The sequence below is a fragment of the Lentzea sp. HUAS12 genome, assembly GCF_024125735.1.
Classification (GTDB): domain Bacteria; phylum Actinomycetota; class Actinomycetes; order Mycobacteriales; family Pseudonocardiaceae; genus Lentzea; species Lentzea albida.
Map to the genome: position 1 here is coordinate 5,706,754 of NZ_CP099738.1, position 23,358 is coordinate 5,730,111.

A 23,358-nucleotide genomic window follows, 5' to 3' on the forward strand; every position below is an offset into this window, starting at 1 on the left:
TGGGCGTGTCGCCATGGTCTTAGGGTCCCGTGTTGTAGGTTGTCTGTCAACGGTCGACTGGTTGCCAGACAAGTTGCAACCAGGAGGCAACAGGCCTAAGCTGGACCAATGCCCGCCGACGACGTCCATCTCGGCGAGAGCTGGTCGCTCTCGCCCGATTCGCGACGGCCTCTTCCGGAACTCATCGAGCACAAGCTCCGCGAGCTGATCATCGGCGGCACCTTCAAGGCAGGTGATCGCCTGCCCACCGAGCCCGTCCTGGCGGACAAGCTGAACGTCGCGCGGTCCTCCCTGCGCACCGCCCTGCAGAGGCTGCAGCTGCAGGGCATCGTCGAGGTCCGCCGCGGTCTGGGCTGGTACGTCCGCCGCACCGATCTCGCCGACGTCGACCAGAACCTCGAGGGCAGGCTCGCCGCGAAGCAGTTCTCCCACACCGATCTCCTGGAAGTGCGGATCGCACTGGAGACCACGGCGGTGAGTCTCGCCGCTGTGCGCGCGGACGCCGGCGAGCTCGACGAGCTCGCCAAGCTGAACCTCCGCTACCAGCGCGCTTCCGTCGACGACGTGCAGGAGGTGATCGAGTCGGACGAGGAGTTCCACTCGGCGCTGATCCGCGCGAGCCACAACGAACTGCTGGAGAACATGTACCAGGCGCTAGTGCCGGGTCTGCAGGACTGCAAGCGGCACGCACACCCGTCGCGCGAGGTGCACAGCCGTTCTGCGGGTGAGCACGAGCAGGTCGTCTGGTTCCTCCGCCGGCACGACGAAGTCGGCGCGAAGAGCGCGATGACGAGGCACCTGCTCGGTCTCTACAACGACATCGTCGAGGAAGACGGGACCCCGAAGGCCACGCACAGCACCTATGTAGGGGTGTCAGACAACCCCATCTGGGGCACCTCGCGCTGACGCGTCGCTGATACGGCACGGGCCGAAAGGGTCTGGCGCTGATCGCCCTCCACTCCCACCATGTATGGACAACCGGGTGGAGTGAGGGGGCGGCGACCAGGTGACGGCGGCGCGCAGGGAAAGACGAGCGCTGGCCGTCGCGTTCCTCCTGGTGCTCGTGGCTGCCGCCGACCTGACCGCGGTGCTGCTGTGGCAACCGACCTCGCGAAGCCTGCTGCACGACGTGCTGGTGGTGCTGTGGCCGTTGCCGGCGCTGGCGGGTTTCCTGCTCGGTTCCTACGAACTCTTTCTGCACAAGCGCCTCGTCAGCGAGATCGGCCGCATCTCCGGTCCCGGCATCGTCGAGCACCTGTTGCCGAGCGAGGTGCTCAGGACGTTCCTGTCGAGGATCTACGGCACCGGCCAGCAGAACGACGACGTGGTGTCCGGGGTGCTGGGCGGCAGCGGCATGCGCCCCAAGGGTGACGACCTGACGATCAGCACCCGCACCACGGTCCGTTTGACGCTGCAGGGCGTCGACACCAAGACCTACCACCTGACCACGACGCAGAGGCACCAGTTCCGGCACAGCGTGCCCGTCGACCGGTTCGTCATCTTCGCCACCAGCAACGCCACTTTGCGCGACACGATCAGCGCCGCGTGCCGCTTCCCCCTCTTCGAGCTCTACTTCATGCCGGACGCCTCGCTGTTCCTCGACTCGGTCGACGACATCCGCGAGTCGACCAAGATCACCATCGACTACCTCGACCACGACGGCCAGAGCCGCTCGGCCGAGCCCAGCCAGATCCCGCCGGTGGAGGTCCGCTTCGACCAGTGGTCGAACTACCTGACGTTCTTCCGCGAGGCCATGGCACCGCTGCCGAAACTCAGCCCCGTCGACCACATGAGCGACCTGCGCATCCTGGAATGCGACCTGAGCGGAATCGCTGACGACCACGTGGTGCGCGCGATCCTCAGCCTGACCGTGTCGTCACGTTCGCTGCAGCGCACCAACGACGGCTTCGCGTACTGGCAGTCGCCCTATCCGTCCTATGTGGACACGATCAGTTTCGACGCGACCGAGCTCGCGGTCGACCACTCCCCCGGTCACGAGTTCCGGATCATGCCGTTCACGTTCCGGTCCGGGACGGAGGCCGCGCAGTGGTTGCGAGCCGACCAGCTCGGAGACCTGGACGTGCGGTCGTGGATGCTGCCGGGGCACGGGGTCGCGCTGCTGTGGCGGGAACAGCGCCGCTGACTCACCAGATCGCGATCGCTCCCTGCCCCTGCACGACCCAGCGGTCGAGTCGCAGCGATAGGTAGCCGTCCTCGGCGTCGAGCACCAGCGAGTCGACGCTTCCGAGGAACACCTGGACGTAAGCCTTCCCGCGCTGCTCCCGGACGATCTCCTTCACGTCCATGGTGAGCGTCCTGACGAACATGGGGCGGTCGGCGTACCACCACAGGCAGTGCTCGTCGACGTCGCCGGACCAGCGCAACTGGCATCGGACGCGCACGAACTCCTCTTCCTCCTTGCTCGTGTCGGCCGAGAACAGAGCGATGTCGGACACCGCGATCCCGACCCGGCAGGACGATGTGCCGGCGAACCGCGTTGGCAGGCACCCTGCGGAAGTCGACCCGCCTCGTCTTGCCCCGGTGCGGCTCCACGTAACACTCGATCTGGTCCCCGAACCGCTTCGCGTCCTCCTCGAACGCCGTCGACGTGTCCAGGGTCGAGACGTTGAACAGCTCGGGGCAGGCGTCGCACAGCGCGATCGAATGCGTCGACGACGAGGTCACGGCGATCAGCAACGGTCCTCGCGGAGCGATCAGCTCGTACCTGATGCTGAGGTCGACGTCCTTGCCGGCCACGGCTTCCACCCTCGCCGTCACCGAGACGTCGTAGTGAGCGGGCCTCGGCGAGAGAACCAGCGACACCAACGAGGACTTGTCCTCCATGCGCGGCATGTGGCGGTCCAGCGCGGTCCTGACCAGCTCTTCGGGCGGCGTGGTGTCGAGCACGAGCTTGCGGACGGCAGGCGCCGTCACGAGGCCCGTCGCGTCCAGCTTGCGGTCGATCCCGCGCAGCAGCTCGGCCTGTTCCTTGGTGCGCACCCGTTCGAAGTAGATCGAGACGAGCAGCACCAGCACGAGGTCCTTGGTGATCGACCCGAGGCTGCGCGCGACCGCGTCACCGGCCTCGGGGTTGAGCACCGCCGACACGACGATCCGCGGAACCGGCGTGTTGATCAGGGCGATCGTCGCGAGCAGGCTTGTGAAGTAGACCGGCGCGCGGGACCGCATGAGGTCAGTCGGCGGGCCGCTGGTAGACCGTGCCGCCACCGTTCGGCATGCGCAGGAACCAGTCCACGCCTCGCACCGGCTTGTCCTTCGCCGGCGACTTGAGCGGCCAGCAGGAGGACGGGTCGTCCTTCGGGACCGGGGTCGGTACGGGCTTGAGCGGGTCGGTGGCCATCGTGGTCTCCCCTCGCGGATGGCGGAGAAGCCTACCGGCGGCGCGGTCGGCGAGCGCCTGCCGAGCGGGTGAGGCTCGTTTGCAAACGGACGCAAGAAATTGCGTACACTTGCGCCATGACGCAACGGAGGCTGGCCGAGGTCGCGGCCAAGGTCGGGGTCAGCGAGGCCACTGTCAGCCGGGTGCTGAACGGCAAGCCCGGCGTCTCGGACGCCACGCGCAGTGCCGTGCTCACGGCGCTTGACGTGCTCGGATACGAGCGACCGACCCAACTCAGGGGTGAACGCGCCAGGCTTGTCGGCCTCGTGCTGCCCGAGCTGCAGAACCCCATCTTCCCCGCCTTCGCGGACGTGGTCGGGAACGCGCTGGCGCAAAGGGGTTTCACGCCTGTCCTCTGCACCAGGACGGCCGGCGGGGTCACCGAGGCCGAGTACCTGGAGCTGCTGCTGGAGCAGCACGTCAGCGGGATCGTGTTCGCCGGCGGGCACTACGCGCAGAAGGACGCCAGTCACGGGCACTACCAGCAGATGATGTCCCGGAAGTTGCCTGCGGTGCTGGTCAACGCCGCGATAGACGACCTCGCGTTCCCTCGGGTGTCGTGTGACGACGCGGTGGCGGTGGAGCAGGCGTACGGGCACCTGACTTCCCTCGGGCACAAGCGGATCGGGGCTGTGCTCGGGCCGACCGACCACGTGCCGAGCCTGCGGAAGCTCGAGGCCATCAACCGGTGTGGCGGGGCCGATGTCGAGCACGCCATGTTCAGCCTCGAAGGCGGGCAGGCCGCTGCCACGAAGCTCGTGCAGCGCGGGGTCACGGCCATCATCTGCGCCAGCGATCCCCTCGCGCTGGGCGCGATAAGGGCCGTCAGGAGGGCCGGGCTGGACGTGCCCAAGGACGTGTCGATCATCGGGTACGACGATTCCGCCTTCATGACCTGCACCGATCCGCCGCTGACGACGGTGCGGCAGCCGATCGAGGCGATGGGGCGGGCCGCGGTGGAGTTGCTGGCGAACCAGATTTCCGGCAACGCCGTGGCGCCGGACGAGTTGCTGTTCGAGCCCGAGTTGGTGGTGAGGGCCAGCAGCGCGCCCGCGAGGTAACGAACGCAGTCAGCTTCTTGCGAGTTTTCGTCTGGATATTGCGTTCAGATGTAACGGGGACTTATGGTCGCCGTCACATCGACGCGCTCGCGAGAAGGGCGGCTCCACCATGAAGAAGTCCGCTGCCGTGCTGATTGGCGGTGTCCTGGCCCTAAGCTCGGTCGGCTGTGGGAGCGGTTCCACGACCGAGCCGGGCGGCAAGGTCCAGGTCAACATCAACGGCCAGCCGCCGCAGACCCAGGCGTTCGACCGCAAGGTGTTCGACGAGGACGTCGCGGAGTTCGAGGCGGCGAACCCGGACATCGACCTCGTGCCGCACGAGGGGTTCATGGACCCGAAGACGTTCAGCGCCAAGCTCGCCGGCGGGCAGCTGGAGGACGTCTTCTACGTCTACTTCACGGATCCCGCGGCGCTGATCGCCCGCAGGCAGGCCGCCGACCTCACGGACTACGTGAAGGACGTGCCGCACTACGGCGACATCAAGCAGGAGCTCAAGGACGTCTTCACGGCCGACGGCAAGGTCTACGGGCTGCCGACGGCCAACTACACGATGGGCCTGCTCTACAGCCGCACCAACTTCACCAAGGCGGGACTCGATCCCGACACCCCTCCGAAGACGTGGGACGAGGTGCGCGCGGCGGCCAAGAAGCTCAAGGACGCCGGTGTCACCGGGTTCGCCGAGTACAGCAAGAGCAACCAGGGCGGCTGGCACTTCACCACGTGGATGAAGTCCGTCGGTGGGGACATCGCCAAGAAGAACGGTGACAAGTACGTCGCCGACTTCAACAACGACAAGGGCAAGGAAGTCCTGCGCAGGCTCAAGGAGATGCGCTGGGACGACAACTCCATGGGCGAGAAGCAGCTCCTGGAGATCGGCGACGTGCAGAACATGATGGGCGCCGGGCAGCTCGGCATGTACCTGGCCGCGCCCGACAACGTCGCCGCGATCGTCAACCAGTTCAAGGGCAAGTACGACGACTACGGCCTGGCCGCGATCCCGGAGCAGAAGGGCACCCTGCTCGGCGGCGAGGGCTACATGATCAACCCGAAGGCCACGCCCGAGAAGATCAAGGCCGGCCTCAAGTGGGTCCAGTGGAAGTACCTGAACCCGGACCGCCTCGAGACCAACCTGCAGAAGTACAAGGACCGCGGTCAGCCCGTGGGTCTGCCGATCCCGCCGATCGCCGACATCTGGACCGGCGAGCCGCGCAGCAAGCAGGAAGAGCTCAAGGCCAAGTACGCCACCATGCCGGTGAAGAACTTCCAGGCCTATGTGGACGGTTCGGAGAAGACCAAGGGCTCGCTCGAACCGCCGCAGGCGCAGCAGGTCTACGCGATCCTCGACTCCGTGGTGCAGGCCGTGCTGACCAACTCCGGCGCGGACCACGCGGCGTTGCTCGCCGACGCCGAGACCAAGGTCAACGCCGTCCTGGCGCAGGTGAAGTAGGTGCGGCGCCACGTCACCGCGTACGGCTTCCTGAGTGCCGCGCTGGTCGTCTTCGCGGTGTTCTCCTGGTACCCGATCGTGCGCGGGGTGGTCCTGAGCTTCCAGCAGGTCAACTTCGTCACGAGTCCCGACTGGGTGGGCTGGGAGAACTTCGAGAGGCTCTTCGCGGACCCGCTGTTCGGGGTGGCGTGGCGCAACACGCTGTACTTCACGCTTCTCGCACTGCTCCTCGGCTTCGGCGTCCCGTTCCTGACGGCCGTCGTGCTCAACGAGCTGCGGCACGCCAAGGGGTACTTCCGCCTGCTGGTCTACCTGCCGGTGATGTTGCCACCGGTCGTCACGGCCCTGCTGTGGAAGTGGTTCTACGACCCGGGACCCGGCCTGTTCAACTCCGTCCTCAGAGGACTGGGCCTGCCCGCGCTCCAGTGGCTGGACTCCGCGGACACCAGCATGATCAGCCTCGTGCTGGTGATCACCTGGGCGAACATGGGCTCGGCGACGCTGATCTACCTGGCGGCGCTGCAGACCATCCCCGGTGAGCTGTACGAGGCCGCGGACCTGGACGGTGCGGGCATCGTCAAGAAGGTCTGGCACATCACGATCCCGCAGACCAAGTTCGTGATCCTGATGCTGCTGCTCCTGCAGGTCGTCGCGACCATGCAGATCTTCACCGAGCCGTTCATCATGACCGGCGGCGGGCCGGAGGAGTCCACGGTCACCGTGCTGCTCCTGCTGTACCGGTACGCCTTCTACTACAACGACTTCGGCACCGCGAGCGCGCTGAGCCTGATCCTGTTCGCGGTGCTGGGCGTCTTCTCCTTCCTCTACCTCAAGATCACGAAGAAGGCCGACGCATGAGGACGCTCACCAGGGGAACGGGCAAGACGTACTGGATCGTCCTCACGATCACACTGGTCCTCTTCACCGCCGCGTTCCTGCTCCCGCTCGTCTGGGTGCTGCTCGGCGCGTTCAAGCCGCCGGCGGAACTGGCCCAGCAACCACCGACGATCCTGCCGCGGACGTGGGAACCGGGCGCGTACGTCGAGGCCTGGAACTACATGGAACTCGGCAAGTTCTTCCTCAACACGCTCGTCGTCGCGCTCGGCGCGTGGGCGGTGCAGATGGCCGTGATCGTCCCCGCGGCCTACGCGCTGAGCAAGCTGCGCCCGATCTTCGGCGGCGCGATCATGGGCCTGATGCTGGCGACGCTGATGTTGCCCTCGACGGCCGTGCTCGTGCCGGTCTACCTCACGCTCACCGACCTCGACCTGCTGAACAACCCGGCGGGCATCTGGTTGCCGGCCGCGGCGAACGCGCTGAACGTCTACCTGCTCAAACGCTTCTTCGACCAGATCCCGGAAGAGCTCCTCGAAGCGGCCAGGATCGACGGCGCGGGCACCTGGACCACCCTCGTGCGCATCGTGCTGCCGATCTCGCGGCCCATCCTCGCCGTCGTCTCGATCTTCGCGGTCGTGGCGGCGTGGAAGGACTTCATCTGGCCGCTGCTCGTGTTCCCCGATCCGGCGAAGCAGACGCTCAGCGTTGCGCTTCAACGCTTCGCGCCGGACACCCCGATCAACCTCCTGCTCGCGGGCCTCGTGCTGGCGAGCCTGCCGATGGTGGCGCTGTTCCTGGCGTTCCAGCGGCACATCCTCGCGGGGCTCACCGCGGGCGGCGTAAAAGGCTGAAAGGACACCAGATGAGTTGGTGGCGCAACGCATCCATCTACCAGGTCTACCTGCGCAGCTTCGCAGACGGGAACGGGGACGGCATCGGTGACATCGCCGGCCTCCGCGCCAAGCTCCAGCACATCGCGAGCCTCGGTTTCGACGCGATCTGGCTGAACCCCTGGTACCCGAGCCCGCTCGCGGACGGCGGCTACGACGTGGCGGACTACCGCGACATCGAGCCGGTGTTCGGATCGCTCGCCGACGCCGAGAAGCTGATCGCGGACGCGCACGGCCTCGGCATCCGGATCATCATCGACCTCGTCCCGAACCACTGCAGCGACCAGCACCCGTGGTTCAAGGACGGCCTGTGGGACCGCTTCCACGTCCGCGACACCGAGGACCTGCCGAACGACTGGCAGTCGCGCTTCGGCGGCCCCGCGTGGAGCAGGCTCGACGACGGCCGCTGGTACCTGCACCTCTACGCCGCGGAGCAACCGGACTTCAACTGGGAGAACCCCGTCGTCCACGACGAGTTCGAGGACATCCTCCGGTTCTGGCTCGACCGCGGCGTCGACGGCTTCCGCATCGACGTGGCCGACGGCCTGGTCAAGGACTTCTCCAGGCCCAACGCCGATCTCCCCTACTCCGACCAGGACGGCGTGCACGACATCTACCGCCGCTGGCGCCAGATCGTCGACGAGTACGACGGCGACCGCATCCTCGTCGGCGAGATGTGGCTGCCGGACCCGGTGCGGTTCGCCCGCTACCTGCGCCAGGACGAGATGCACAGCGCGTTCAACTTCGACTTCCTGTGCTGCCCGTGGGACGCCGACGAGCTGCGCAAGGTCGTCGACAGCACGCTCGCCGCGCACGAACCCGTTGGCGCGCCACCGACCTGGGTGCTCTCCAACCACGACGTCACGAGGCACGTGACCCGCTACGGCCGCGAGAAGACCGGCTTCTCCTTCGCGGACCGGCAGCACGGCGCCCCGACCGACTTCGAACTGGGCACGCGCAGGGCCCGCGCGGCGATCATGCTCACCGCCGCGCTGCCCGGTGGCGTGTACGTCTACCAGGGCGAGGAACTGGGGCTCTGGGAGGTCGAGGACCTGCCGGACGAACTGCGCGAGGACCCGGTGTGGCACCGCTCCGGCTTCACCGACCGGGGTCGCGACGGCTGCCGCGTGCCGCTGCCCTGGTCCACTGAGGACGGACCGAGCTGGTTGCCGCAGCCGGAGAACTGGCAGGACTTCTCGGTCGCGGCCCAGCAGGACGACCCCGGCTCGATGCTCGCCCTGTACCGCGAGGTGTTCGCACAGCGCCGCGGCATCGACGGCGACCTGGAGTGGCTCGACCTCGGCGACGACGTGCTGGCGTTCCGGCGCGGCGACCACACGTGCGTGGTCAACCTGTCGGACGCACCGATCGCCCTGCCGGGCGTGCCAACGTTGTCAAGCGTTCCGCTGGAGGACGGCAAGCTGCCCGCGGACGCGGCGGCCTGGCTGTAGGGGAAGGCGAGGGGTGGCCGGGACGGGCCACCCCCGCGTTCTCACCTGGTCGCGTAGGGCGAGTCGTCGACCTTCGCGGCCTCGGTGGGCAGGTTCTTCGCGATGCCGATCGCGGTGGTGTCCACGATCGCGTCCGCCGCACCCTTCGGCATGATCGCCGCCAGGCCCGTCTTGCACTTCTCCAGGACCTCGAAGATCTTGCTGACGACCTTCGACAGGTTCTTGATCGTCGTGATCACCTTCTCGAGCCAGTCCGAGACCTTCTTGGCCCACTTCATGACCAGCCGGATGCCGTCGGCGACGATGCCCGGCGTGGCGAGGCCGACCGTGATCAGCGCGGCCGCGGCCCAGCGGATCAGCGCCTGCACCAGCTCGCTCATCGCCATCGAGATCAGGTCTCGCACGATCGTCCGCACGGTCGCGACGGCGACGCCCGCACCGGTCAGCGCGGCACCGACGCCCTCGGCGGCGAGACCCGCGGCCTTCACCCCGGTCGCCTCCGCCTTCGCCACGGCGGCGTAGGCCGAGACCGCGGCGCCCTGCCACGCGCTGGTGTCGGCGTCGACCACGCGGGCCATGTCCTCGCCGGCCCTCTTGAGGTGATCACCGACGTTGCCCCAGGTCGCGGCGTTCTGGTTGATCACACCGGGGTTGCCCGCGAGCGAGTTGAGCATCGACGTCAACGGCTCGACGTGCTCGATGAACCACGCGAACGCCGACGACAGCAGCGTGCCGAACGGGTCGGTCAGGAAGCCCAGCGCGTCGACGCCCGCGCCGAGGATGTTGATGCCCGCCTCCGCCCAGTCACCGCGCTGGACCGCCGAGACCGCGTCCGCCGCCGGCTCGACCAGGTTGAGACCTGCGCTCCAGGCAGTGGGACCAGGAGCGTTGGCCACCAACGGGTTCGGTGCGGTCATGACGTCAGCTCCCCGAGCTTCTCGACGATCTTCTTGAAGTTGCCGCCGAGCGCCTGGTCGACGTTGTCGTACACGTCGGCCATGCCGTTGACACCGTCCACAGTGGCGTTGACGACGCCGTGCGCGGTGTTCACGGCGCCGGTACCAGCAGCCTCGATGGTGCCCATGAGCGGCTCCAGCAACGGACTGCAGAGGATCCCGTACGCGTTGGCGCCGTTGATCTGCGCCTGCCCGATGGCCTGCTGCGCCGTCTCGATCTGCCTGACGATGCCGTCGATCCGCCGGGCGTGATCGCGCATCGCCTGCGTGTGGACGTTGAACCCGGGAGAGGTCATGCTGATCACCAGCCCTTGTCGTCGCGGGCGAAGTTGTGCCCGCCGAAGTCGTCGTCATCAACGGGACCGGTGGGACGCGGAGGCGTCGGGTTCACGGGCGGAGGCTCCGGGAAGCGTTCCTCGTAGCCGCCCATCAGCGCGTCCATGGTCGCGGAGTCCTCACCGATGATCGGCGCCATGACCTCGTGCATCTTGGCGGCGATCTGCGCCTGGGCGGTCCGCATCGCGCCCAGGATGTCGGCCGACAGCTGCGCGGGCTGCTTGCGCAGCGCCGCGTCGGTCAGGTCCAGCGCCGAGACGATGCCGTTCTGGTCGACCGTGACAGACACCGAGCCGTCAGAGGAGCGCTGGGTCACCGAGACCGCGTTCGCGACCTGCTTCATCTCGTCGGCTTGCCGGAGCTTCGCCTGGATCTGCTCGTTCCACTGGCGCATCATCGCGTCGGGATCAGCTGCAGCCGGATTCATCTAGTAGTCCCTCTCCTGTGCTTTCTTGCGACGGGACGCCAGCGTGCCGATGACGGCCAGCGCCCCGATCCCACCGACCGCGAGGCCCCCGAGCATCGAACCGATGCCCAGGAGGACGCTCGGCTCGAAGTCCGCGCGGTAGACCGGCGCGTTGCCGGGCCCGTTGCGGACCTTGCTCGAGCCCCGCTGCACCACCGGCACCTCGGTGCCCTGGTCGGACGGGGTGAGCTGATCCGGTTCGGCCGTGACCCGTGTCTGCCGCCCGCTCTCCCAGGTCACATCGGCCTGACAGGTCCACCAGGTGCCGAAGCCCCGAATGCTGACCGGTCCGCTCGACGTGCAACCGGTCACACGGGCGACGCCCCGGTCCGTTACGGGCCTGCTGTTCGTGCCCGCGGTGGGATCGAACCTCGTGAAGCCCGTCAGGCCCAGCAGGACGCCGGCACCCAAGATCACCAGGGCGAACAACCCAGCGACCCACTTCATGCGTCTCGTCCCCTCGTCGGTCCCGGTTGGACTTCGTGCCGTCTCGCCCGGTTCCACCGAATTCAGCAGTCGCCTGGAGGCCATCCGGGCACACGAGGAGGGCGAATCGGGCGTGCCCAGTCTGGTCGACCTGCGTGAACGAGGCGTCACGCAGGGCGAACCGGGCGAAAATCGGGCAGGATGTCACCCAGTTGTGGTGCCGACCACAATGTTTCAAGGGTGTTTCATCTATGCACGGCCCGAACGGGCAACCAGATAGCCGAGTGGGCAGGTGACATGCGAGCCGAGGAACGCAAACGGCGCATCCTGGCCAGGGCCCGCGCCGACGGCCGGGTCGACGTGGTGGAGATGGCGCAGGAACTGCGCGTCGCTCCCGAAACGGTCAGGCGCGACCTGCGCGTGCTCGACGAGCACGGCCTGGTCCGCCGCACGCACGGCGGCGGCGTCCCGGTCGAGAGCGCCGGCTTCGAGACGGGGCTCCGGTTCCGCGCCGGGTCCCACGTGCCGGAGAAGCGGCGGATCGCGAAGGCCGCCGCCGAACGGCTCGACGACGCCGAGACGGTCTTCATCGACGAGGGGTACACGCCGCAACTCGTCGCGGAGGCGTTGCCCACCACCAACCCGCTCACGATCATCACCGCGTCGCTGCCGACTGCGGCGGCGATGTCCGAGCACCCGTCGTGCACCGTCCTGCTGCTGGGCGGTCGCGTCAGGGGCCACACACTGGCCACTGTGGACCACTGGACCACCAGGATGCTCGGCGAGATGGTCATCGACCTCGCCTACATCGGCGCCAACGGCATCTCCCGCGAGCACGGCCTGACCACGCCCGACCCGGCGGTCGGCGCGGTGAAGGCCAAGGCGCTCGGCGCGTCCCGCAGAAAGATCTTCGTCGGGACGCACACGAAGTTCGGCGTCTCCAGCTTCCACCGGTTCGCCGAGGTCTCCGATCTGGAGGCGGTCGTCACCGACAGCGGTCTCAGCGCGCACGAGGCCCACCGGTACACGTTGCTAGGCCCCAAGGTCATCAGAGCCTGACTTGCCCTCACCCTTCGGGCGTACATCCCCCCTTGTGTTCGACGCGCCCGAAAACCCTTGAAAGGAACCGACGATGTCGTCGATTCGCACACTCGGAGCCGCCACCGCGGTGTTGCTGCTCGCGTCCGCCTGCTCGGGAGCCGGTGGTGGGGGCGGCGGTGAGAACTCGGTGAACGTCCTGATGGTGAACAACCCGCAGATGCAGGACCTGCAGAAGCTCACCGCGGACAACTTCACCAAGGAGACGGGCATCAAGGTGAACTTCACCGTGCTGCCCGAGAACGACGTCCGTGACAAGATCAGCCAGGACTTCTCCAGCCAGGCCGGGCAGTACGACGTCGCGACGATCTCCAACTACGAGACGCCGATGTACGCCAAGAACGGCTGGCTCGCGCCGATGGACGACTTCGTGTCCAAGGACAGCGGGTTCGACCAGGCCGACATCCTCGAGCCGATCAAGCAGTCGCTGACCGCCGCCGACGGCAAGGTCTACGCGCAGCCGTTCTACGGCGAGTCGTCGTTCCTCATGTACCGCAAGGACATCTTCGCCGAGAAGGGCGTCACACTGCCCGACAAGCCGACCTGGCAGCAGGTCGCCGAGGCCGCCGCGAAGGTCTCCACCCCCGAGGTCCGCGGCATCTGCCTGCGCGGCCAGCCGGGCTGGGGCCAGGTCATGGCGCCGCTGACGACGGTCGTGAACACCTTCGGCGGCACGTGGTTCACCAAGGACTGGCAGGCGCAGGTCAACGCGCCGGAGTTCAAGGAGGCCACCAAGTTCTACGTCGACCTCGTCCGCACCCACGGTGAGAACGGCGCCCCGCAGGCAGGCTTCGCCGAGTGCCTCAACAACATGACGCAGGGCAAGGTCGCGATGTGGTACGACGCCACGGTCGCCGCGGGCCTGCTCGAAGCGGCCGACTCCCCCGTCAAGGGCAAGCTCGGCTTCACCCAGGCACCGGTCGTGAAGACCGACAGCTCCGGCTGGCTCTACACCTGGGCGTTCGGCATCCAGAAGGCGTCGAAGAAGCAGGACAACGCCTGGAAGTTCATCTCGTGGGCGTCCGGCAAGGGCTACGAGGAGCTCGCGGGCAAGACGCTCGGCTGGTCGAAGGTCCCGGACGGCAAGCGCTCGTCGACCTACCAGCGCGCCGAGTACAAGCAGTCTTCGGGCACGTTCTCCGCGATGGCCGAGGCCGCGATCAAGAGCGCGAAGCCGCTCAACCCCGGTGTGCAGGAGCGTCCGGCCCCCGGCATCCAGTTCGTCGGCATCCCCGAGTTCACCGACCTCGGCACCCAGGTGTCGCAGCAGATCAGCTCCGCGATCGCGGGTGCGACGTCCGTGGACGACGCGCTGAACAACGGTCAGGGTCTCGCCGAGAAGGTCGCCGCGAAGTACAAGGGACAGTGACATGGCTGTCATGACGCGGGAGCGGTCGGTCGTCGACCGGCCGCCTCCCGTCCCCCGCAAGGGGTACTCGAAGTGGGCGCGGCGGGCGCCGCTGCTGCCCGCCCTGATCTTCCTGATCATCGTGACGCAGCTGCCGTTCGTGGCGACTCTCGTCATCTCGTTCATGAAGTGGAACTCCCTCGACCCCACCAACCGCGGGTTCGCCGGGTTCGACAACTACGTCAACGTCTTCACCGACCCCGACCTGCGCTCCTCCGTCGTCAACACGATCGTGCTGACGGCGTCCGTGGTCCTGATCAGCCTGGTGCTCGGCCTCGGCCTCGCGCTGTTGCTGGACAAGAAGTTCGCGGGCCGCGGATTCGTGCGGACCATGCTCATCGCGCCGTTCCTGGTGGTCCCGGTGGCGGCGGCGCTGATCTGGAAGCACGTGCTCTACAACCCGGAGTACGGCCTGTTCAACGGCATCCTGAACTGGCTGGGCTTCGACGCCCAGCCGGACTGGATCTCCAACATGCCGATGAGCGCCGTGGTGCTGTCGCTGGTGTGGCAGTGGACGCCGTTCATGATGCTGATCCTGCTGGCGGGCCTGCAGTCCAAGCCGATCGAACCGGTCGAGGCCGCGACGATCGACGGCGCGTCGTCGTTCCAGATCTTCCGGTACCTGACGTTCCCGCACCTGCGCCAGTACCTGGAGCTCGGCGGGCTGCTCGGGTCGATCTACATCGTGCAGAACTTCGACGCGGTCTTCACGATCACGTCCGGTGGTCTGGGCACGGCGAACCTGCCGTACATGATCTACCAGACCTTCTACCAGGCCCACGAGTACGGCGAGGCCTCCGCGGCCGGTGTCATCGTGGTGGCGGGGTCGATCATCATCGCGACCTTCGCGTTGCGCACGGTCTCCTCGCTGTTCAAGGAGGAGAAGCGATGAGCCGCGTTTGGGGTGTGCTCGCCTGGTTCGCGGGCATCGTCTTCTTCGCACCGGTGGCGTGGATGTTCCTGACCTCGCTGCACAGCGAGACGGACGCGGCCACGAACCCGCCGTCGGTGCTGGCGCCGCTGACGTTCGACGGCTACGCGGAGTTCTTCGACTCCGGCGCGTGGCCGCCGCTGATCAACTCGTTCAGCGCCTCGATCGGGTCGACGATCATCGTGCTGCTGCTGGCGATCCCGGCCGCGTACGCGTTGTCGATCAAGCCGGTGGAGAAGTGGACGGACGTCCTGTTCTTCTTCCTCTCCACCAAGATGATGCCGGTCGTCGCGGCGCTGCTGCCGATCTACCTGATCGCGCAGTTCTCCGGGATGCTCGACAACATCTCGTTCCTCACGCTGCTGTACTGCTCGATGAACCTGCCGATCGCGGTGTGGCTCATGCGCTCGTTCCTGTCCGAGGTCCCCAAGGAGATCCTCGAGGCGGCCTCGATCGACGGCGCCGGGCTGGTCACGATCCTGCGCAGGGTGGTCGCGCCCATCGCGATGCCCGGCATCGCGGCGACGGCGCTGATCTGCTTCATCTTCAGCTGGAACGAGCTGCTCTTCGCACGGGTGCTCACCGGTGTCGTCGCCGGCACCGCCCCCGTGTACCTCACCGGGTTCGTCACCTCCCAGGGCCTGTTCCTGGCCAAGGTGTGCGCGGCCGCGGTCGTGGTGTCTCTGCCGGTGCTCATCGCCGGGTTCGCCGCCCAGGACAAGCTCGTCCAGGGCCTTTCGTTGGGAGCGGTCAAGTGAAAGCAGCAGTGATCACCGGCGTCGGGTCCGTCGAAGTGACCACTGTGGACGATCCCACGTGCGGTCCCCGCGAGGTCGTCGTCCAGGTCGCCGCCTGCGGCCTGTGCGGCACGGACCTGCACATCCTGCAGGGCGAGTTCGCGCCCACCCTGCCGGTCGTGCCGGGCCACGAGTTCGCCGGCACGGTCGTCGAGATCGGTTCGCAGGTGGGCGAGGTGGCTGTGGGCGACCGGGTCGCCGTCGACCCGTCGCTCTACTGCTACGAGTGCCGCATGTGCCGTTCCGGCAAGAACAACCTGTGCGAGCGCTGGGCGGCCATCGGCGTCACGACGTCCGGTGGCGCGGCGGAGTTCGCGAAGGCCCCGGTGGCGAACTGCGTGAAGCTGCCGGACCACGTCCGGACGGAGGACGCGGCCCTGATCGAGCCGCTGTCGTGCGCCGTGCGCGGCTACGACGTGCTGCGGTCGCAGATGGCGTCGCGGGTGCTGATCTACGGCTCGGGCACGATGGGCCTGATGATGCTGCAGCTCGGCAAGCTGACCGGCGCGTCGTCGATCGAGGTCGTGGACCTCAACCCGGACCGGCTGGCGACGGCGAAGCAGCTCGGCGTCACGGCCGTGGCGGCGACGCCGGACGAGCTCGACCGGCCGCAGGGCTGGGACGTCGTCATCGACGCCACCGGCAACGAGAAGGCCATCCAGGACGGGCTGAACCGGGTCGCCAAGGGCGGCACGTTCCTCCAGTTCGGCGTCTCGGACTACTCCGCCCGCGTCACCATCGAGCCGTACAAGATCTACAACCAGGAGATCACCATCACCGGCTCGATGGCGGTGCTGCACTCGTTCGAACGGGCGGCGGACCTCTTCGCGACCGGAGTACTCGACCCCGAGATCTTCATCAGTGACAGGGTGCCGCTGGACGACTACGCGGGGGCGTTGGACCAGTTCAAGGCGGGTAAGGGCCGCAAGATCCAGGTCCTGCCGTAGGTCGTTCTCAGAAAGTTCTCGAAGTTCGTGGGCACTCGTGTATCCAGACGAGTGCCCACGACTCCTTCCAGACATGTCGAAGTCCGGGCAGAAAGTGGTACCGCCGTACTTTTCGCACATGTCCGACGAAGAGCTCCTCGCCTGGTACGCGGAGCTTCAGGCGCGCGCGGTCAACCCGCCGCCTGGGGACGTCGATTTCGACCACGTCCACAAGGCAGCCGAACCGGTGACGGTCGAGCAGTTGCGTCACCGGATCATGACGTTCCAGGGCTGGCCGGGAGGTCTGAGCACCTTGGACGCCGGTTCTCCGTTCCACAACCTGTGGCACTGGCTCAGCGACTGACGCGACGCGAGGTCCTCCTCGCTCGCGTCATTGGTGCGTTGGTGGCCGCCTGTGTGCTCTTCGCCGTCGTGCACACAGCGGTCACCGGCGCCGTCTCGCATCCGCGGAACTGGCTGGTCGCGTTCGCCTGCACCCTGCTCGGGGTGCGGGTGATCGGCCACGTCCGCAGGTCGGCCGTCGGGTGGCTGCTGCTCGCCATGGGCCTGTTCGGCGGCGTCGCCGTCGCGGTCGCGGGCCAGCCCGACGACCACCCCGCCCGGTGGGTCGAGGCGTGGGTCTGGTGGCCCACGTACGCGTTGCTGCCCGCGGTGGCCCTGGTGTTCCCGAACGGCAGGCCGTTGAGCGGCCGCTGGTGGATCGCCATCGGCGCGTCGCTGTTCAGCGCTGTCGTCGGCACCGTGGGGATCGCCTGGGCTTCGTGGGGCGATCCCGCCTCGTTCTGGCAGTCGGGTGGGGGCGGGCTCGCGAAGACGATCACGCTGGTCGCCGTGCTGGCGGCCGGGGTCTCGGTGATCGCGGCGGTGGTGTCCTTGGCTCTGCGGTGGCGGAGGGCTGAAGGGGACGAACGCCGGTTGCTCGTGTGGGCGTTCGCGTTGCTGACGCTGGCGGGCGTGGCGACCGTCGTGGAGACGACGGACGGGCACGTCGCGTGGGTCGTTGGTGTGCTCGCGTTTCCGGCTGCCGCTGTCATCGCCATCGTGCGGTACGGCCTTTATGACATCAGCCTGCTCATCCACCGTTCGTTGCTCTACGGCTCGTTGACCGTGGTCTTGCTGCTGCTCTACCTCGGCGTGATGGTCGGGGCCGGCGAGTTGTTCGCCCGGGACGCCGAGGTCATCGGGGTCGTGGCCGCCGGGCTGGCGTTCGCGCCTCTTCGAACGTGGGTGCAGCGCAGGCTCGATCTGTGGCTTTATGGTCAGCGCTCGGATCCTTATGCCGCGCTGTCGACGTTGAGCGAGAAGCTCGAACGGTCGCAGGACGTGCTCCCGACCGTGGCCGCCACTGTCGCGGAGTCGTTGAAACTGCCGTACGTGGCCATTCGCGGTGGATCGGTGTTGGCCGAGCACGGCCGGAGTCGCGGGTGGCCGCAGCTGCGTTTTCCCATGACGTACCGGGGATCTGCCGTCGGTGACCTCGTCGTCGAGCCGCGTGCTCCCGACGAACGGCTGAGCGACCGCGAGCTGAGCCTGCTCGTCGAGCTCGCGCGGTCGACCGCTCCCGCGGCCCAGTCGATCAAGCTGACCGCGGATCTGCAGCTCGCGCGGGAGCGGCTCGTTCGTGCGCGCGAAGAAGAACGGCTGCGGTTGCGGCGCGACCTGCACGACGGCGTCGGACCGGCGTTGGTCGGCATTCGGTTGCAGCTCAAGGCGTTGCGGCGGTCTCTCGGTGACGTGCTCGACCCGGTGCTGGCCGACGTCGACACGACCGCGCTGGAGGTGCGCAGCCTGGTGGACGGGCTGCGGCCGCCGATCCTCGACCAGGGACTGGCGCTGGCCGTGCGGGACGAGGCCGCGCGGTTCAACGGCGAGCTGCGCGTGGAGGTCGACGCCGAGCCGATCGAGGGCCTGTCCGCGGCCGTCGAGGTCGCCGCCTACCGGATCGTGGCCGAGGCGCTGACCAACACCGCCCGCCACTCGGGCGCTTCGTCGTGCGTGATCACGGTGCGCGCCGACGGCGACCTGGTGGTGGAGATCGTGGACGACGGACGCGGCGTCGCGGCCGATTCCAAGCCGGGTGTGGGCCTGGATTCGATGCGAGAACGCTGCGCCGAGCTGGGTGGATCGTGCACAGTGGGACCCGCGGAACCACACGGCACCAAGGTGGTGGCACGGATCCCGTTGGAGGCCCAGTGACGCGCGTTGTGATCGCGGACGACCACCCGGTGTTCCGGCGCGGCCTGAAGGCGTTGCTGGACGGCGAGGACGGTGTCGACGTCGTCGGCGACGCCGCGGACGGGCAGGAGGCCGTCCGGGTGGTCCTGGAGCTGGAGCCGGACGTCGTCGTGATGGACCTGCACATGCCCGTGCTCGGCGGTGTCGAGGCGGCGAAGCAGATCCTGGACGTGCTGCCGTCCGTCGGTGTCCTCGTGCTGACGATGCACGAGGACGACGAACTGGTGTTCGCGGCGATGAAGGCCGGCGCGCGCGGCTACCTGGTCAAGACGACCGACGACGACGAGATCGTGCGGGCCGTGCAGGCCATCGGCGCCGGCGAGGCGATCTTCAGCGCGACCATCGCGCAGCGGATGATGGGCTACTTCACCGCGATCTCGTCGTCCAAGGCGGTGCTGTTCCCGCAGCTCACCGACCGGGAGCGGGACGTGCTGGAGCTGATGGCGTCCGGGCTCGACAACCCGTCGATCGCGCACCGGCTGAGCCTGTCGGGCAAGACCGTGCGCAACCGGGTGTCCGCGATCTTCACCAAGTTGCAGGTGGCCGACCGCGCGCAGGCGATCGTGCGGGCGCGGGAGGCGGGACTGGGAAGTCCCACCTGAGTCGGGACACCGGTCACCTGACAGCGGGACACGGCCCCCGATGGGATCGGCGTATCCGCCGAAGGGGGCCCGATGGACATCACCTGGGACGTCGCTCACGCGCGACTCAGCCACGACCGCATGTTGCACGTAGCCCAAGCGCTCATCTCGATGCGCCCGGAGACCGTCACGCTGGGCGGCGGCGAACCGCTCGGAGTGCCCGGCCTGTTCGAGATCGTCGAACTCTTCCGCGAGGCCGGCATCGACGTCGTCCTGCGCACGTCCGGCAAGTCGCTGCACCCGTCGATGGTGCGCACCCTGCTGGAATCGTGCTCGCGCATCGAGGTGTGCGCCATGGCTTTCACGCACGCCATGCACGCGTTGCACCTGCTGGACATCGGTGCGGCGAAGCTGTCGTCGCACGCCGTGTTCGGGCTCGACGCGACCGGGATCCGGCGCGGGTTCGACCGGCTGGAGGACTTCTGCGCCACCACGGCGTTCGAGATGCCCCGGCTGGCGTTCATCGCGTTCAGCGACACGATCGGGTCGGACCACGCGCAGTACCTGCAGTCGTTGGCGCCTCAGACCGTGCGGGTGACCGTGGAGACCGCGAACACCTCGGTGGTCAGAGCGATTTGAGGAGGGCGCGCCAGGCAGGGGTGGAGAACGCGAGAACGTCGCCGCTCGCGTTCTTCGTGTCCCGCACGAGCGCGTCCTCGGTGAGGGAGACCTCCACGCAGCTCTGCGCAGTACCACCGTTGCTGTAGCTGCTCTTACGCCAGGCCCGTTCCGCCGACATGAGGATCCTCTCGAAGACCGCTGACGTACTCCGCCAGCTTGCGCTTCGATTGTTCCGCATCCAGCGCGACGGCATCCAGCCGCTGAAAGAGCCTCCTGGCCTGAGCGACGGCCACCGTGTCCTGTGACCACACCTGCGCCGTGTCGGACTCGGTGTACGCGACCGGCGCCGCCTTGCCGAACTCGTAGAGCGTGACCGCAGAGCGAAAAGCCCAGTTGCCGGCAGGCACGACCCTGAGGATGTGGGTGTTGAAGAGAAGACGCAGGTACTGGTCTTCGCGAATCCGCACATCACCCAACTGCATCCGCAAGGCGAGCTCGTGCACGAAGAACACGCATTCGGGCCGGTTCGGCCGCCTCAGGATCGTCTGCCGATCCATGCGCGCCTGGACGAGCCTCGCGATGTCCTCGGGCGCTTCGATGTGGGAGTCGATGAACAGCTGTCGCGCGTACTCCTCCGTCTGCATCAGACCGTGCACGATCAGCACGTCGTAGGAAAAGATCTTCGTCGCCATCGCCTCTGTCAGCGCGAGCGTGCCCACGTTGTCCGACGCCTGGGCGAAGTACAGGTCGAACGCGTTGTAGTAGCGACGGCGGAACGCATCGATGAAGTCGATGTCCTTGCCACACGTCGCCAGGTACTGCACGACATCGACGTCGCTCGCCCGCACCTTGCCCAGTTCGATGTCGGACACCTTGCTCGGATCCCAGCCCAGGTGGATGGCCATTCCGCGGCCGTGGAACTGGGTGGACGACTCCCGGACTCGGCGTAGCTCGTCGCCGAGCTCTCGGCTGCAAGGGGTGGAAATGGTCGCGGTCATGCTCAGTGACCGTATGGATTGGATTCACTCCACGCCACGGGCTCGTTCGGGTGAAAACGTAGCGGCCTATGAGCGCGTGTGGCGCGCACGGCGCCATAGGCCCTGACCTGCGCGTTCACCTCATCGAGGAATGGCATTCGAACACCTGTTCATGCCACGATCAACGCATGCCGCCCCTCGCACTCTCCTCCCCGCTTGAGCTCCTCGACGAGCTCAAGCGGAAGGTCCGTGCGCTGCAACGGCTGCAGTTCCAGGTGCTGGAGATCATCGGCGCGCTCGACCAGCAGGGCGCGGCGGAGGCTTTGGGGTACAAGGATCTCGTCGAGGTCTTCAAGCACACGTTGCGCTGGGATCCGAGGGCGTCGCGCCGCCGGATCACCCAGGCGCGGGTGGTGTGCCCGTCGGTGACGCCCACCGGTTCCCCGGTCGGCCCGGCGCTGCCCGCTGTCGCGGCCGCGATGGCCGAGGGCGAGCTGTCCGAGGACCACGTCGAGGTGCTGGCCGAGGCGATGGCGGGTCTTCCCGCCGTGGCGGAGCAGCACGTCGTCGGGTACGCGCTGGAGCACGAACCGCGGTCGGCGAAGGCGTTCTGCAAGGAGCTGGCCTACCGGCTCGACCAGGACGGTCCGGAGCCGAAGGAGCCGAAGCCCTCCCAGGCCAAGAACTCCCTGCGGCGCCAATGGAGGGGCGGCCGGTACCTGCTGTCCGCCGACCTCGACACCGAGACGGGCGCGAAGCTCGACGCGCTGATCGACCCGCTGGCCAAGCCGGAACCGAACGACGCGAGGCTCGCCCCCGAACGGGACGGCGACGCGCTGTGCGAGATCGTCGACCTGGCCCTGCGCGGCGCCGGCACCAGGATCCACGGCGGCGAGCGCGTCCAGCTGACGGTCACCGTCGACTACGACAAGCTGCGAGCAGGCCTCGGCACCGCGCTCCTCGACAACGGCGAGCACCTCCCGATGAACCAGGTCCGCAAGATCGCCTGCGACTCGGGCATCATCCCCACCCTGCTCGGCAGCCGATCCCAGGTCCACGACGTTGGCCGCAGGACCAGGGCCGTCAACGCAGGCCTCCGTCGAGTGCTGGTGGCCCGCGACAAGGGCTGCGCCTTCCCCGGCTGCACCCGTCCGCCGAAGCACTGCCAGGCCCACCACATCAGGTTCTGGTCCGACGGCGGCGCAACCACCATCGACAACCTGGTCCTGCTCTGCCGCCGCCACCACGACCTGGTCCACCACTCGGACTGGCAGGTGCGGATGGCAGCCGGCCTGCCGGTGTTCCACCCACCCGCGTTCGTGGACCCGCGCCGAAGACCGAGAACCAACCCGATCCACGTCGCCTAGGTGCGGTGCCCAGGGACTGCACGCTCCCGGACACCGCACCTGGGCCACCCACGCCACCACCATCGCTCCAGGTCCCAGCCCACCACCCGAACCCCGCCCCACTGGTCCCGGCCGCGTCCCCCGACCCTGGCCGCACCGAACCCCCACCGCACCACCCGACCCCACCCCCGAGGTCGGCGCGGTCAGAAGATCGCGCCGCGGGCCCCGAACACGTCTTCGACGTGGCTGTCCGAACCGAGAGCGAGCCTGAGGAGGACGCGTGCCTTGCGCGGACACAACCACCCGGCCATCACCGCACCGCGCCCGATCAGGTCCGACTCGGACCCGACGAACCCGTAGGTGTCGCGGAACGTCGTCCCTGACCCGGTCCGCGACGCCACCACCACCGGGAACCGGGCACGCGAGATCGCCTCCGCCATGCCGCCGGACACGTGCCCGACGCCGGAGGCGGCGACCACCACGCCCTTGACGTCGAGCCAGTCGAGCAGTGAGCCGTCATCGTCCACAGTGGCCTCCAGCAGCGGCACCGCGGGCACGTCGAGGGGGCGCGGCAGCGCAGCCTGGCGGTGGGCCGGGTGGAAGTACTGCGGTGCGCCCTCGACGACGAGTCCGAGGGGGCCGGGGTACGACGTGAAGGCGTTCATGAGGCTGCTGTGGGTCTTGCGGACCCAGCGGGCGGCGTGGACCTCGTCGTTCAGCACCAGCAGCGCGCCTCGGCCGCGGGAGTTCGCGGCAGCCGCGACGGCGACGGCGGCGGCGAGGTTGGCGGGGCCGTCGGCTCCGGGGAGGCCGGGGTGGCGCATCGCGCCGGTGACGACGATCGGTTCGTCGTGGGGCCAGAGGCAGTCGAAGAAGTACGCGGTCTCTTCGAGGGTGTCGGTGCCCTGGATGACGACGACGCCCGCGGCACCGTCGAAGACCTGCTTCTGGGCCCAGTCGAAGGTCTCCAGCAACGTGGTGGAGGTGAGGGAGGCGCCGGGGATCGTCGCCAGGGTGGCGATCTCGCCGACCTCCAGGCCCTGCACGAGGTCCTGGGCTCCCAGGGTCGGTGACACCGCACCGGAGCCCGTCATCGTGATCGTGCCGCCGAGCGATGCCACCGCCACCTTTGAGCTCATGCCAGCCA

The 23,358-nt window shown here is 67.9% G+C and carries 28 protein-coding genes; 19 read left to right on the forward strand and 9 right to left on the reverse strand.

The annotated features are described in order from the left end of the window. Positions 1-108: 108 nt before the first annotated feature. Both ND450_RS25760 and ND450_RS25765 read left to right on the forward strand, forming a co-directional pair. The gene (locus ND450_RS25760; protein ID WP_253321216.1) at positions 109-906 is read left to right on the forward strand and encodes a FadR/GntR family transcriptional regulator; all 798 of its coding nucleotides are present in this window, start codon (positions 109-111) and stop codon (positions 904-906) included. Positions 907-1,006: 100 nt separating this feature from the next. After that, positions 1,007-2,143 (forward strand): hypothetical protein, encoded by a 1,137-nt coding sequence (locus tag ND450_RS25765; protein ID WP_253321217.1) that lies wholly within the window; start codon positions 1,007-1,009, stop codon positions 2,141-2,143. A gap of 1 nt (position 2,144) precedes the next feature. Here ND450_RS25765 and ND450_RS25770 read toward each other — a convergent pair whose 3' ends face one another. Further along, the gene (locus tag ND450_RS25770) at positions 2,145-2,456 is read right to left on the reverse strand and encodes a hypothetical protein (RefSeq protein WP_253321218.1); all 312 of its coding nucleotides are present in this window, start codon (positions 2,454-2,456) and stop codon (positions 2,145-2,147) included. 152 nt (positions 2,457-2,608) lie between these two features. Here ND450_RS25770 and ND450_RS25775 point away from each other — a divergent pair, with 152 nt between their 5' ends. Together ND450_RS25775 and ND450_RS45750 are read left to right on the forward strand one after the other, a co-directional pair. Beyond that, positions 2,609-2,791, forward strand: a complete 183-nt coding sequence (locus ND450_RS25775; protein ID WP_253321219.1) for a hypothetical protein — start codon at positions 2,609-2,611, stop codon at positions 2,789-2,791. A gap of 255 nt (positions 2,792-3,046) precedes the next feature. Then, positions 3,047-3,169, forward strand: coding sequence for a hypothetical protein (locus ND450_RS45750; protein ID WP_256557281.1), 123 nt, complete (start codon positions 3,047-3,049; stop codon positions 3,167-3,169). A gap of 24 nt (positions 3,170-3,193) precedes the next feature. Here ND450_RS45750 and ND450_RS25780 read toward each other — a convergent pair whose 3' ends face one another. After that, the gene (locus ND450_RS25780) at positions 3,194-3,361 is read right to left on the reverse strand and encodes a hypothetical protein (RefSeq protein WP_253321220.1); all 168 of its coding nucleotides are present in this window, start codon (positions 3,359-3,361) and stop codon (positions 3,194-3,196) included. Positions 3,362-3,477: 116 nt separating this feature from the next. On the opposite strand from ND450_RS25780, the gene ND450_RS25785 reads away from it, so the two are divergent. From ND450_RS25785 to ND450_RS25805, 5 genes are all read left to right on the forward strand, one after another. Then, a complete protein-coding gene (locus ND450_RS25785; RefSeq protein WP_089921945.1) occupies positions 3,478-4,461 on the forward strand; it encodes a LacI family DNA-binding transcriptional regulator in 984 nt (327 codons plus the stop codon). Between the two features lie 109 nt (positions 4,462-4,570). Continuing rightward, positions 4,571-5,908, forward strand: a complete 1,338-nt coding sequence (locus tag ND450_RS25790) for an ABC transporter substrate-binding protein (protein WP_253321221.1) — start codon at positions 4,571-4,573, stop codon at positions 5,906-5,908. Then, a complete protein-coding gene (locus ND450_RS25795) occupies positions 5,909-6,766 on the forward strand; it encodes a carbohydrate ABC transporter permease (protein WP_177229991.1) in 858 nt (285 codons plus the stop codon). After that, a complete protein-coding gene (locus ND450_RS25800) occupies positions 6,763-7,596 on the forward strand; it encodes a carbohydrate ABC transporter permease (RefSeq protein ID WP_253321222.1) in 834 nt (277 codons plus the stop codon). The genes ND450_RS25795 and ND450_RS25800 overlap by 4 nt, the downstream gene beginning before the upstream one ends. Positions 7,597-7,607: 11 nt before the next feature. Further along, a complete protein-coding gene (locus ND450_RS25805) occupies positions 7,608-9,086 on the forward strand; it encodes a glycoside hydrolase family 13 protein (RefSeq protein ID WP_253321223.1) in 1,479 nt (492 codons plus the stop codon). A 41-nt stretch (positions 9,087-9,127) separates the two neighbouring features. On the opposite strand, the gene ND450_RS25810 is transcribed toward ND450_RS25805, so the two are convergent. The 4 genes from ND450_RS25810 to ND450_RS25825 are packed head-to-tail and all read right to left on the reverse strand — an operon-like array spanning position 9,128 to position 11,291. Continuing rightward, positions 9,128-10,003 carry a hypothetical protein gene (locus ND450_RS25810; RefSeq protein ID WP_253321224.1) on the reverse strand — a complete coding sequence of 292 codons (876 nt, stop codon included), beginning with the start codon at positions 10,001-10,003 and terminating at the stop codon, positions 9,128-9,130. Further along, positions 10,000-10,338 carry a type VII secretion target gene (locus ND450_RS25815; RefSeq protein WP_253321225.1) on the reverse strand — a complete coding sequence of 113 codons (339 nt, stop codon included), beginning with the start codon at positions 10,336-10,338 and terminating at the stop codon, positions 10,000-10,002. The genes ND450_RS25810 and ND450_RS25815 overlap by 4 nt, the downstream gene beginning before the upstream one ends. Positions 10,339-10,343: 5 nt before the next feature. Continuing rightward, positions 10,344-10,805 carry a YbaB/EbfC family nucleoid-associated protein gene (locus ND450_RS25820; RefSeq protein WP_253321226.1) on the reverse strand — a complete coding sequence of 154 codons (462 nt, stop codon included), beginning with the start codon at positions 10,803-10,805 and terminating at the stop codon, positions 10,344-10,346. Beyond that, complete coding sequence (locus ND450_RS25825; RefSeq protein ID WP_253321227.1) at positions 10,806-11,291, reverse strand: DUF6346 domain-containing protein; 486 nt, start codon at positions 11,289-11,291, stop codon at positions 10,806-10,808. A gap of 276 nt (positions 11,292-11,567) precedes the next feature. On the opposite strand from ND450_RS25825, the gene ND450_RS25830 reads away from it, so the two are divergent. The 9 genes from ND450_RS25830 to ND450_RS25870 all read left to right on the forward strand — a co-directional run bounded on the left by ND450_RS25830 (position 11,568) and on the right by ND450_RS25870 (position 19,906). Further along, positions 11,568-12,329 (forward strand): DeoR/GlpR family DNA-binding transcription regulator, encoded by a 762-nt coding sequence (locus ND450_RS25830; RefSeq protein ID WP_191301908.1) that lies wholly within the window; start codon positions 11,568-11,570, stop codon positions 12,327-12,329. Positions 12,330-12,402: 73 nt separating this feature from the next. Continuing rightward, on the forward strand, positions 12,403-13,737 hold the full coding sequence (locus ND450_RS25835; protein WP_089921938.1) for a sugar ABC transporter substrate-binding protein: 1,335 nt from the start codon (positions 12,403-12,405) through the stop codon (positions 13,735-13,737). Between the two features lies 1 nt (position 13,738). Further along, a complete protein-coding gene (locus tag ND450_RS25840) occupies positions 13,739-14,668 on the forward strand; it encodes a carbohydrate ABC transporter permease (RefSeq protein ID WP_089921937.1) in 930 nt (309 codons plus the stop codon). Further along, a complete protein-coding gene (locus tag ND450_RS25845) occupies positions 14,665-15,465 on the forward strand; it encodes a carbohydrate ABC transporter permease (RefSeq protein ID WP_089921936.1) in 801 nt (266 codons plus the stop codon). Before ND450_RS25840 ends, ND450_RS25845 begins: the two co-directional genes overlap by 4 nt. Continuing rightward, positions 15,462-16,451: a zinc-dependent alcohol dehydrogenase family protein gene (locus ND450_RS25850; RefSeq protein WP_253321228.1), complete on the forward strand. Its 990-nt coding sequence runs from the start codon at positions 15,462-15,464 to the stop codon at positions 16,449-16,451. The genes ND450_RS25845 and ND450_RS25850 overlap by 4 nt, the downstream gene beginning before the upstream one ends. 118 nt (positions 16,452-16,569) lie before the next feature. After that, positions 16,570-16,794, forward strand: a complete 225-nt coding sequence (locus ND450_RS25855; RefSeq protein WP_089921934.1) for a hypothetical protein — start codon at positions 16,570-16,572, stop codon at positions 16,792-16,794. A 41-nt stretch (positions 16,795-16,835) separates the two neighbouring features. Further along, positions 16,836-18,647, forward strand: a complete 1,812-nt coding sequence (locus tag ND450_RS25860) for a sensor histidine kinase (RefSeq protein ID WP_253321229.1) — start codon at positions 16,836-16,838, stop codon at positions 18,645-18,647. Beyond that, the gene (locus tag ND450_RS25865) at positions 18,644-19,288 is read left to right on the forward strand and encodes a response regulator transcription factor (RefSeq protein WP_253321230.1); all 645 of its coding nucleotides are present in this window, start codon (positions 18,644-18,646) and stop codon (positions 19,286-19,288) included. The genes ND450_RS25860 and ND450_RS25865 overlap by 4 nt, the downstream gene beginning before the upstream one ends. Positions 19,289-19,360: 72 nt before the next feature. Next, complete coding sequence (locus tag ND450_RS25870) at positions 19,361-19,906, forward strand: radical SAM protein (RefSeq protein WP_089921931.1); 546 nt, start codon at positions 19,361-19,363, stop codon at positions 19,904-19,906. On the opposite strand, the gene ND450_RS25875 is transcribed toward ND450_RS25870, so the two are convergent. Both ND450_RS25875 and ND450_RS25880 read right to left on the reverse strand, forming a co-directional pair. Continuing rightward, positions 19,893-20,066: a DUF397 domain-containing protein gene (locus ND450_RS25875; protein WP_253321231.1), complete on the reverse strand. Its 174-nt coding sequence runs from the start codon at positions 20,064-20,066 to the stop codon at positions 19,893-19,895. The genes ND450_RS25870 and ND450_RS25875 overlap by 14 nt on opposite strands. Continuing rightward, positions 20,041-20,886, reverse strand: a complete 846-nt coding sequence (locus ND450_RS25880; protein WP_253321232.1) for a helix-turn-helix transcriptional regulator — start codon at positions 20,884-20,886, stop codon at positions 20,041-20,043. Before ND450_RS25880 ends, ND450_RS25875 begins: the two co-directional genes overlap by 26 nt. Positions 20,887-21,053: 167 nt before the next feature. Here ND450_RS25880 and ND450_RS25885 point away from each other — a divergent pair, with 167 nt between their 5' ends. Beyond that, entirely contained in the window at positions 21,054-22,232 is a 1,179-nt protein-coding gene (locus tag ND450_RS25885) for an HNH endonuclease signature motif containing protein (RefSeq protein ID WP_253321233.1), read from the forward strand. A 182-nt stretch (positions 22,233-22,414) separates the two neighbouring features. Here the strand turns inward: ND450_RS25885 and ND450_RS25890 are convergent, their stop codons facing one another. Then, positions 22,415-23,350, reverse strand: coding sequence for an asparaginase (locus ND450_RS25890; RefSeq protein ID WP_253321234.1), 936 nt, complete (start codon positions 23,348-23,350; stop codon positions 22,415-22,417). Positions 23,351-23,358: the final 8 nt, after the last annotated feature.

Bases quoted from the DNA above. Each gene is read 5' to 3' on its own strand.
- ND450_RS25760 (WP_253321216.1), top strand. From the start codon at position 109: ATGCCCGCCGACGACGTCCATCTCGGCGAGAGCTGGTCGCTCTCGCCC.
- ND450_RS25780 (WP_253321220.1), bottom strand. From the start codon at position 3,361: ATGGCCACCGACCCGCTCAAGCCCGTACCGACCCCGGTCCCGAAGGAC.
- ND450_RS25785 (WP_089921945.1), top strand. From the start codon at position 3,478: ATGACGCAACGGAGGCTGGCCGAGGTCGCGGCCAAGGTCGGGGTCAGC.
- ND450_RS25790 (WP_253321221.1), top strand. From the start codon at position 4,571: ATGAAGAAGTCCGCTGCCGTGCTGATTGGCGGTGTCCTGGCCCTAAGC.
- ND450_RS25800 (WP_253321222.1), top strand. From the start codon at position 6,763: ATGAGGACGCTCACCAGGGGAACGGGCAAGACGTACTGGATCGTCCTC.
- ND450_RS25805 (WP_253321223.1), top strand. From the start codon at position 7,608: ATGAGTTGGTGGCGCAACGCATCCATCTACCAGGTCTACCTGCGCAGC.
- ND450_RS25810 (WP_253321224.1), bottom strand. From the start codon at position 10,003: ATGACCGCACCGAACCCGTTGGTGGCCAACGCTCCTGGTCCCACTGCC.
- ND450_RS25815 (WP_253321225.1), bottom strand. From the start codon at position 10,338: ATGACCTCTCCCGGGTTCAACGTCCACACGCAGGCGATGCGCGATCAC.
- ND450_RS25820 (WP_253321226.1), bottom strand. From the start codon at position 10,805: ATGAATCCGGCTGCAGCTGATCCCGACGCGATGATGCGCCAGTGGAAC.
- ND450_RS25825 (WP_253321227.1), bottom strand. From the start codon at position 11,291: ATGAAGTGGGTCGCTGGGTTGTTCGCCCTGGTGATCTTGGGTGCCGGC.
- ND450_RS25830 (WP_191301908.1), top strand. From the start codon at position 11,568: ATGCGAGCCGAGGAACGCAAACGGCGCATCCTGGCCAGGGCCCGCGCC.
- ND450_RS25835 (WP_089921938.1), top strand. From the start codon at position 12,403: ATGTCGTCGATTCGCACACTCGGAGCCGCCACCGCGGTGTTGCTGCTC.
- ND450_RS25840 (WP_089921937.1), top strand. From the start codon at position 13,739: ATGGCTGTCATGACGCGGGAGCGGTCGGTCGTCGACCGGCCGCCTCCC.
- ND450_RS25845 (WP_089921936.1), top strand. From the start codon at position 14,665: ATGAGCCGCGTTTGGGGTGTGCTCGCCTGGTTCGCGGGCATCGTCTTC.
- ND450_RS25855 (WP_089921934.1), top strand. From the start codon at position 16,570: ATGTCCGACGAAGAGCTCCTCGCCTGGTACGCGGAGCTTCAGGCGCGC.
- ND450_RS25870 (WP_089921931.1), top strand. From the start codon at position 19,361: ATGGACATCACCTGGGACGTCGCTCACGCGCGACTCAGCCACGACCGC.
- ND450_RS25875 (WP_253321231.1), bottom strand. From the start codon at position 20,066: ATGTCGGCGGAACGGGCCTGGCGTAAGAGCAGCTACAGCAACGGTGGT.
- ND450_RS25880 (WP_253321232.1), bottom strand. From the start codon at position 20,886: ATGACCGCGACCATTTCCACCCCTTGCAGCCGAGAGCTCGGCGACGAG.
- ND450_RS25885 (WP_253321233.1), top strand. From the start codon at position 21,054: ATGCCGCCCCTCGCACTCTCCTCCCCGCTTGAGCTCCTCGACGAGCTC.
- ND450_RS25890 (WP_253321234.1), bottom strand. From the start codon at position 23,350: ATGAGCTCAAAGGTGGCGGTGGCATCGCTCGGCGGCACGATCACGATG.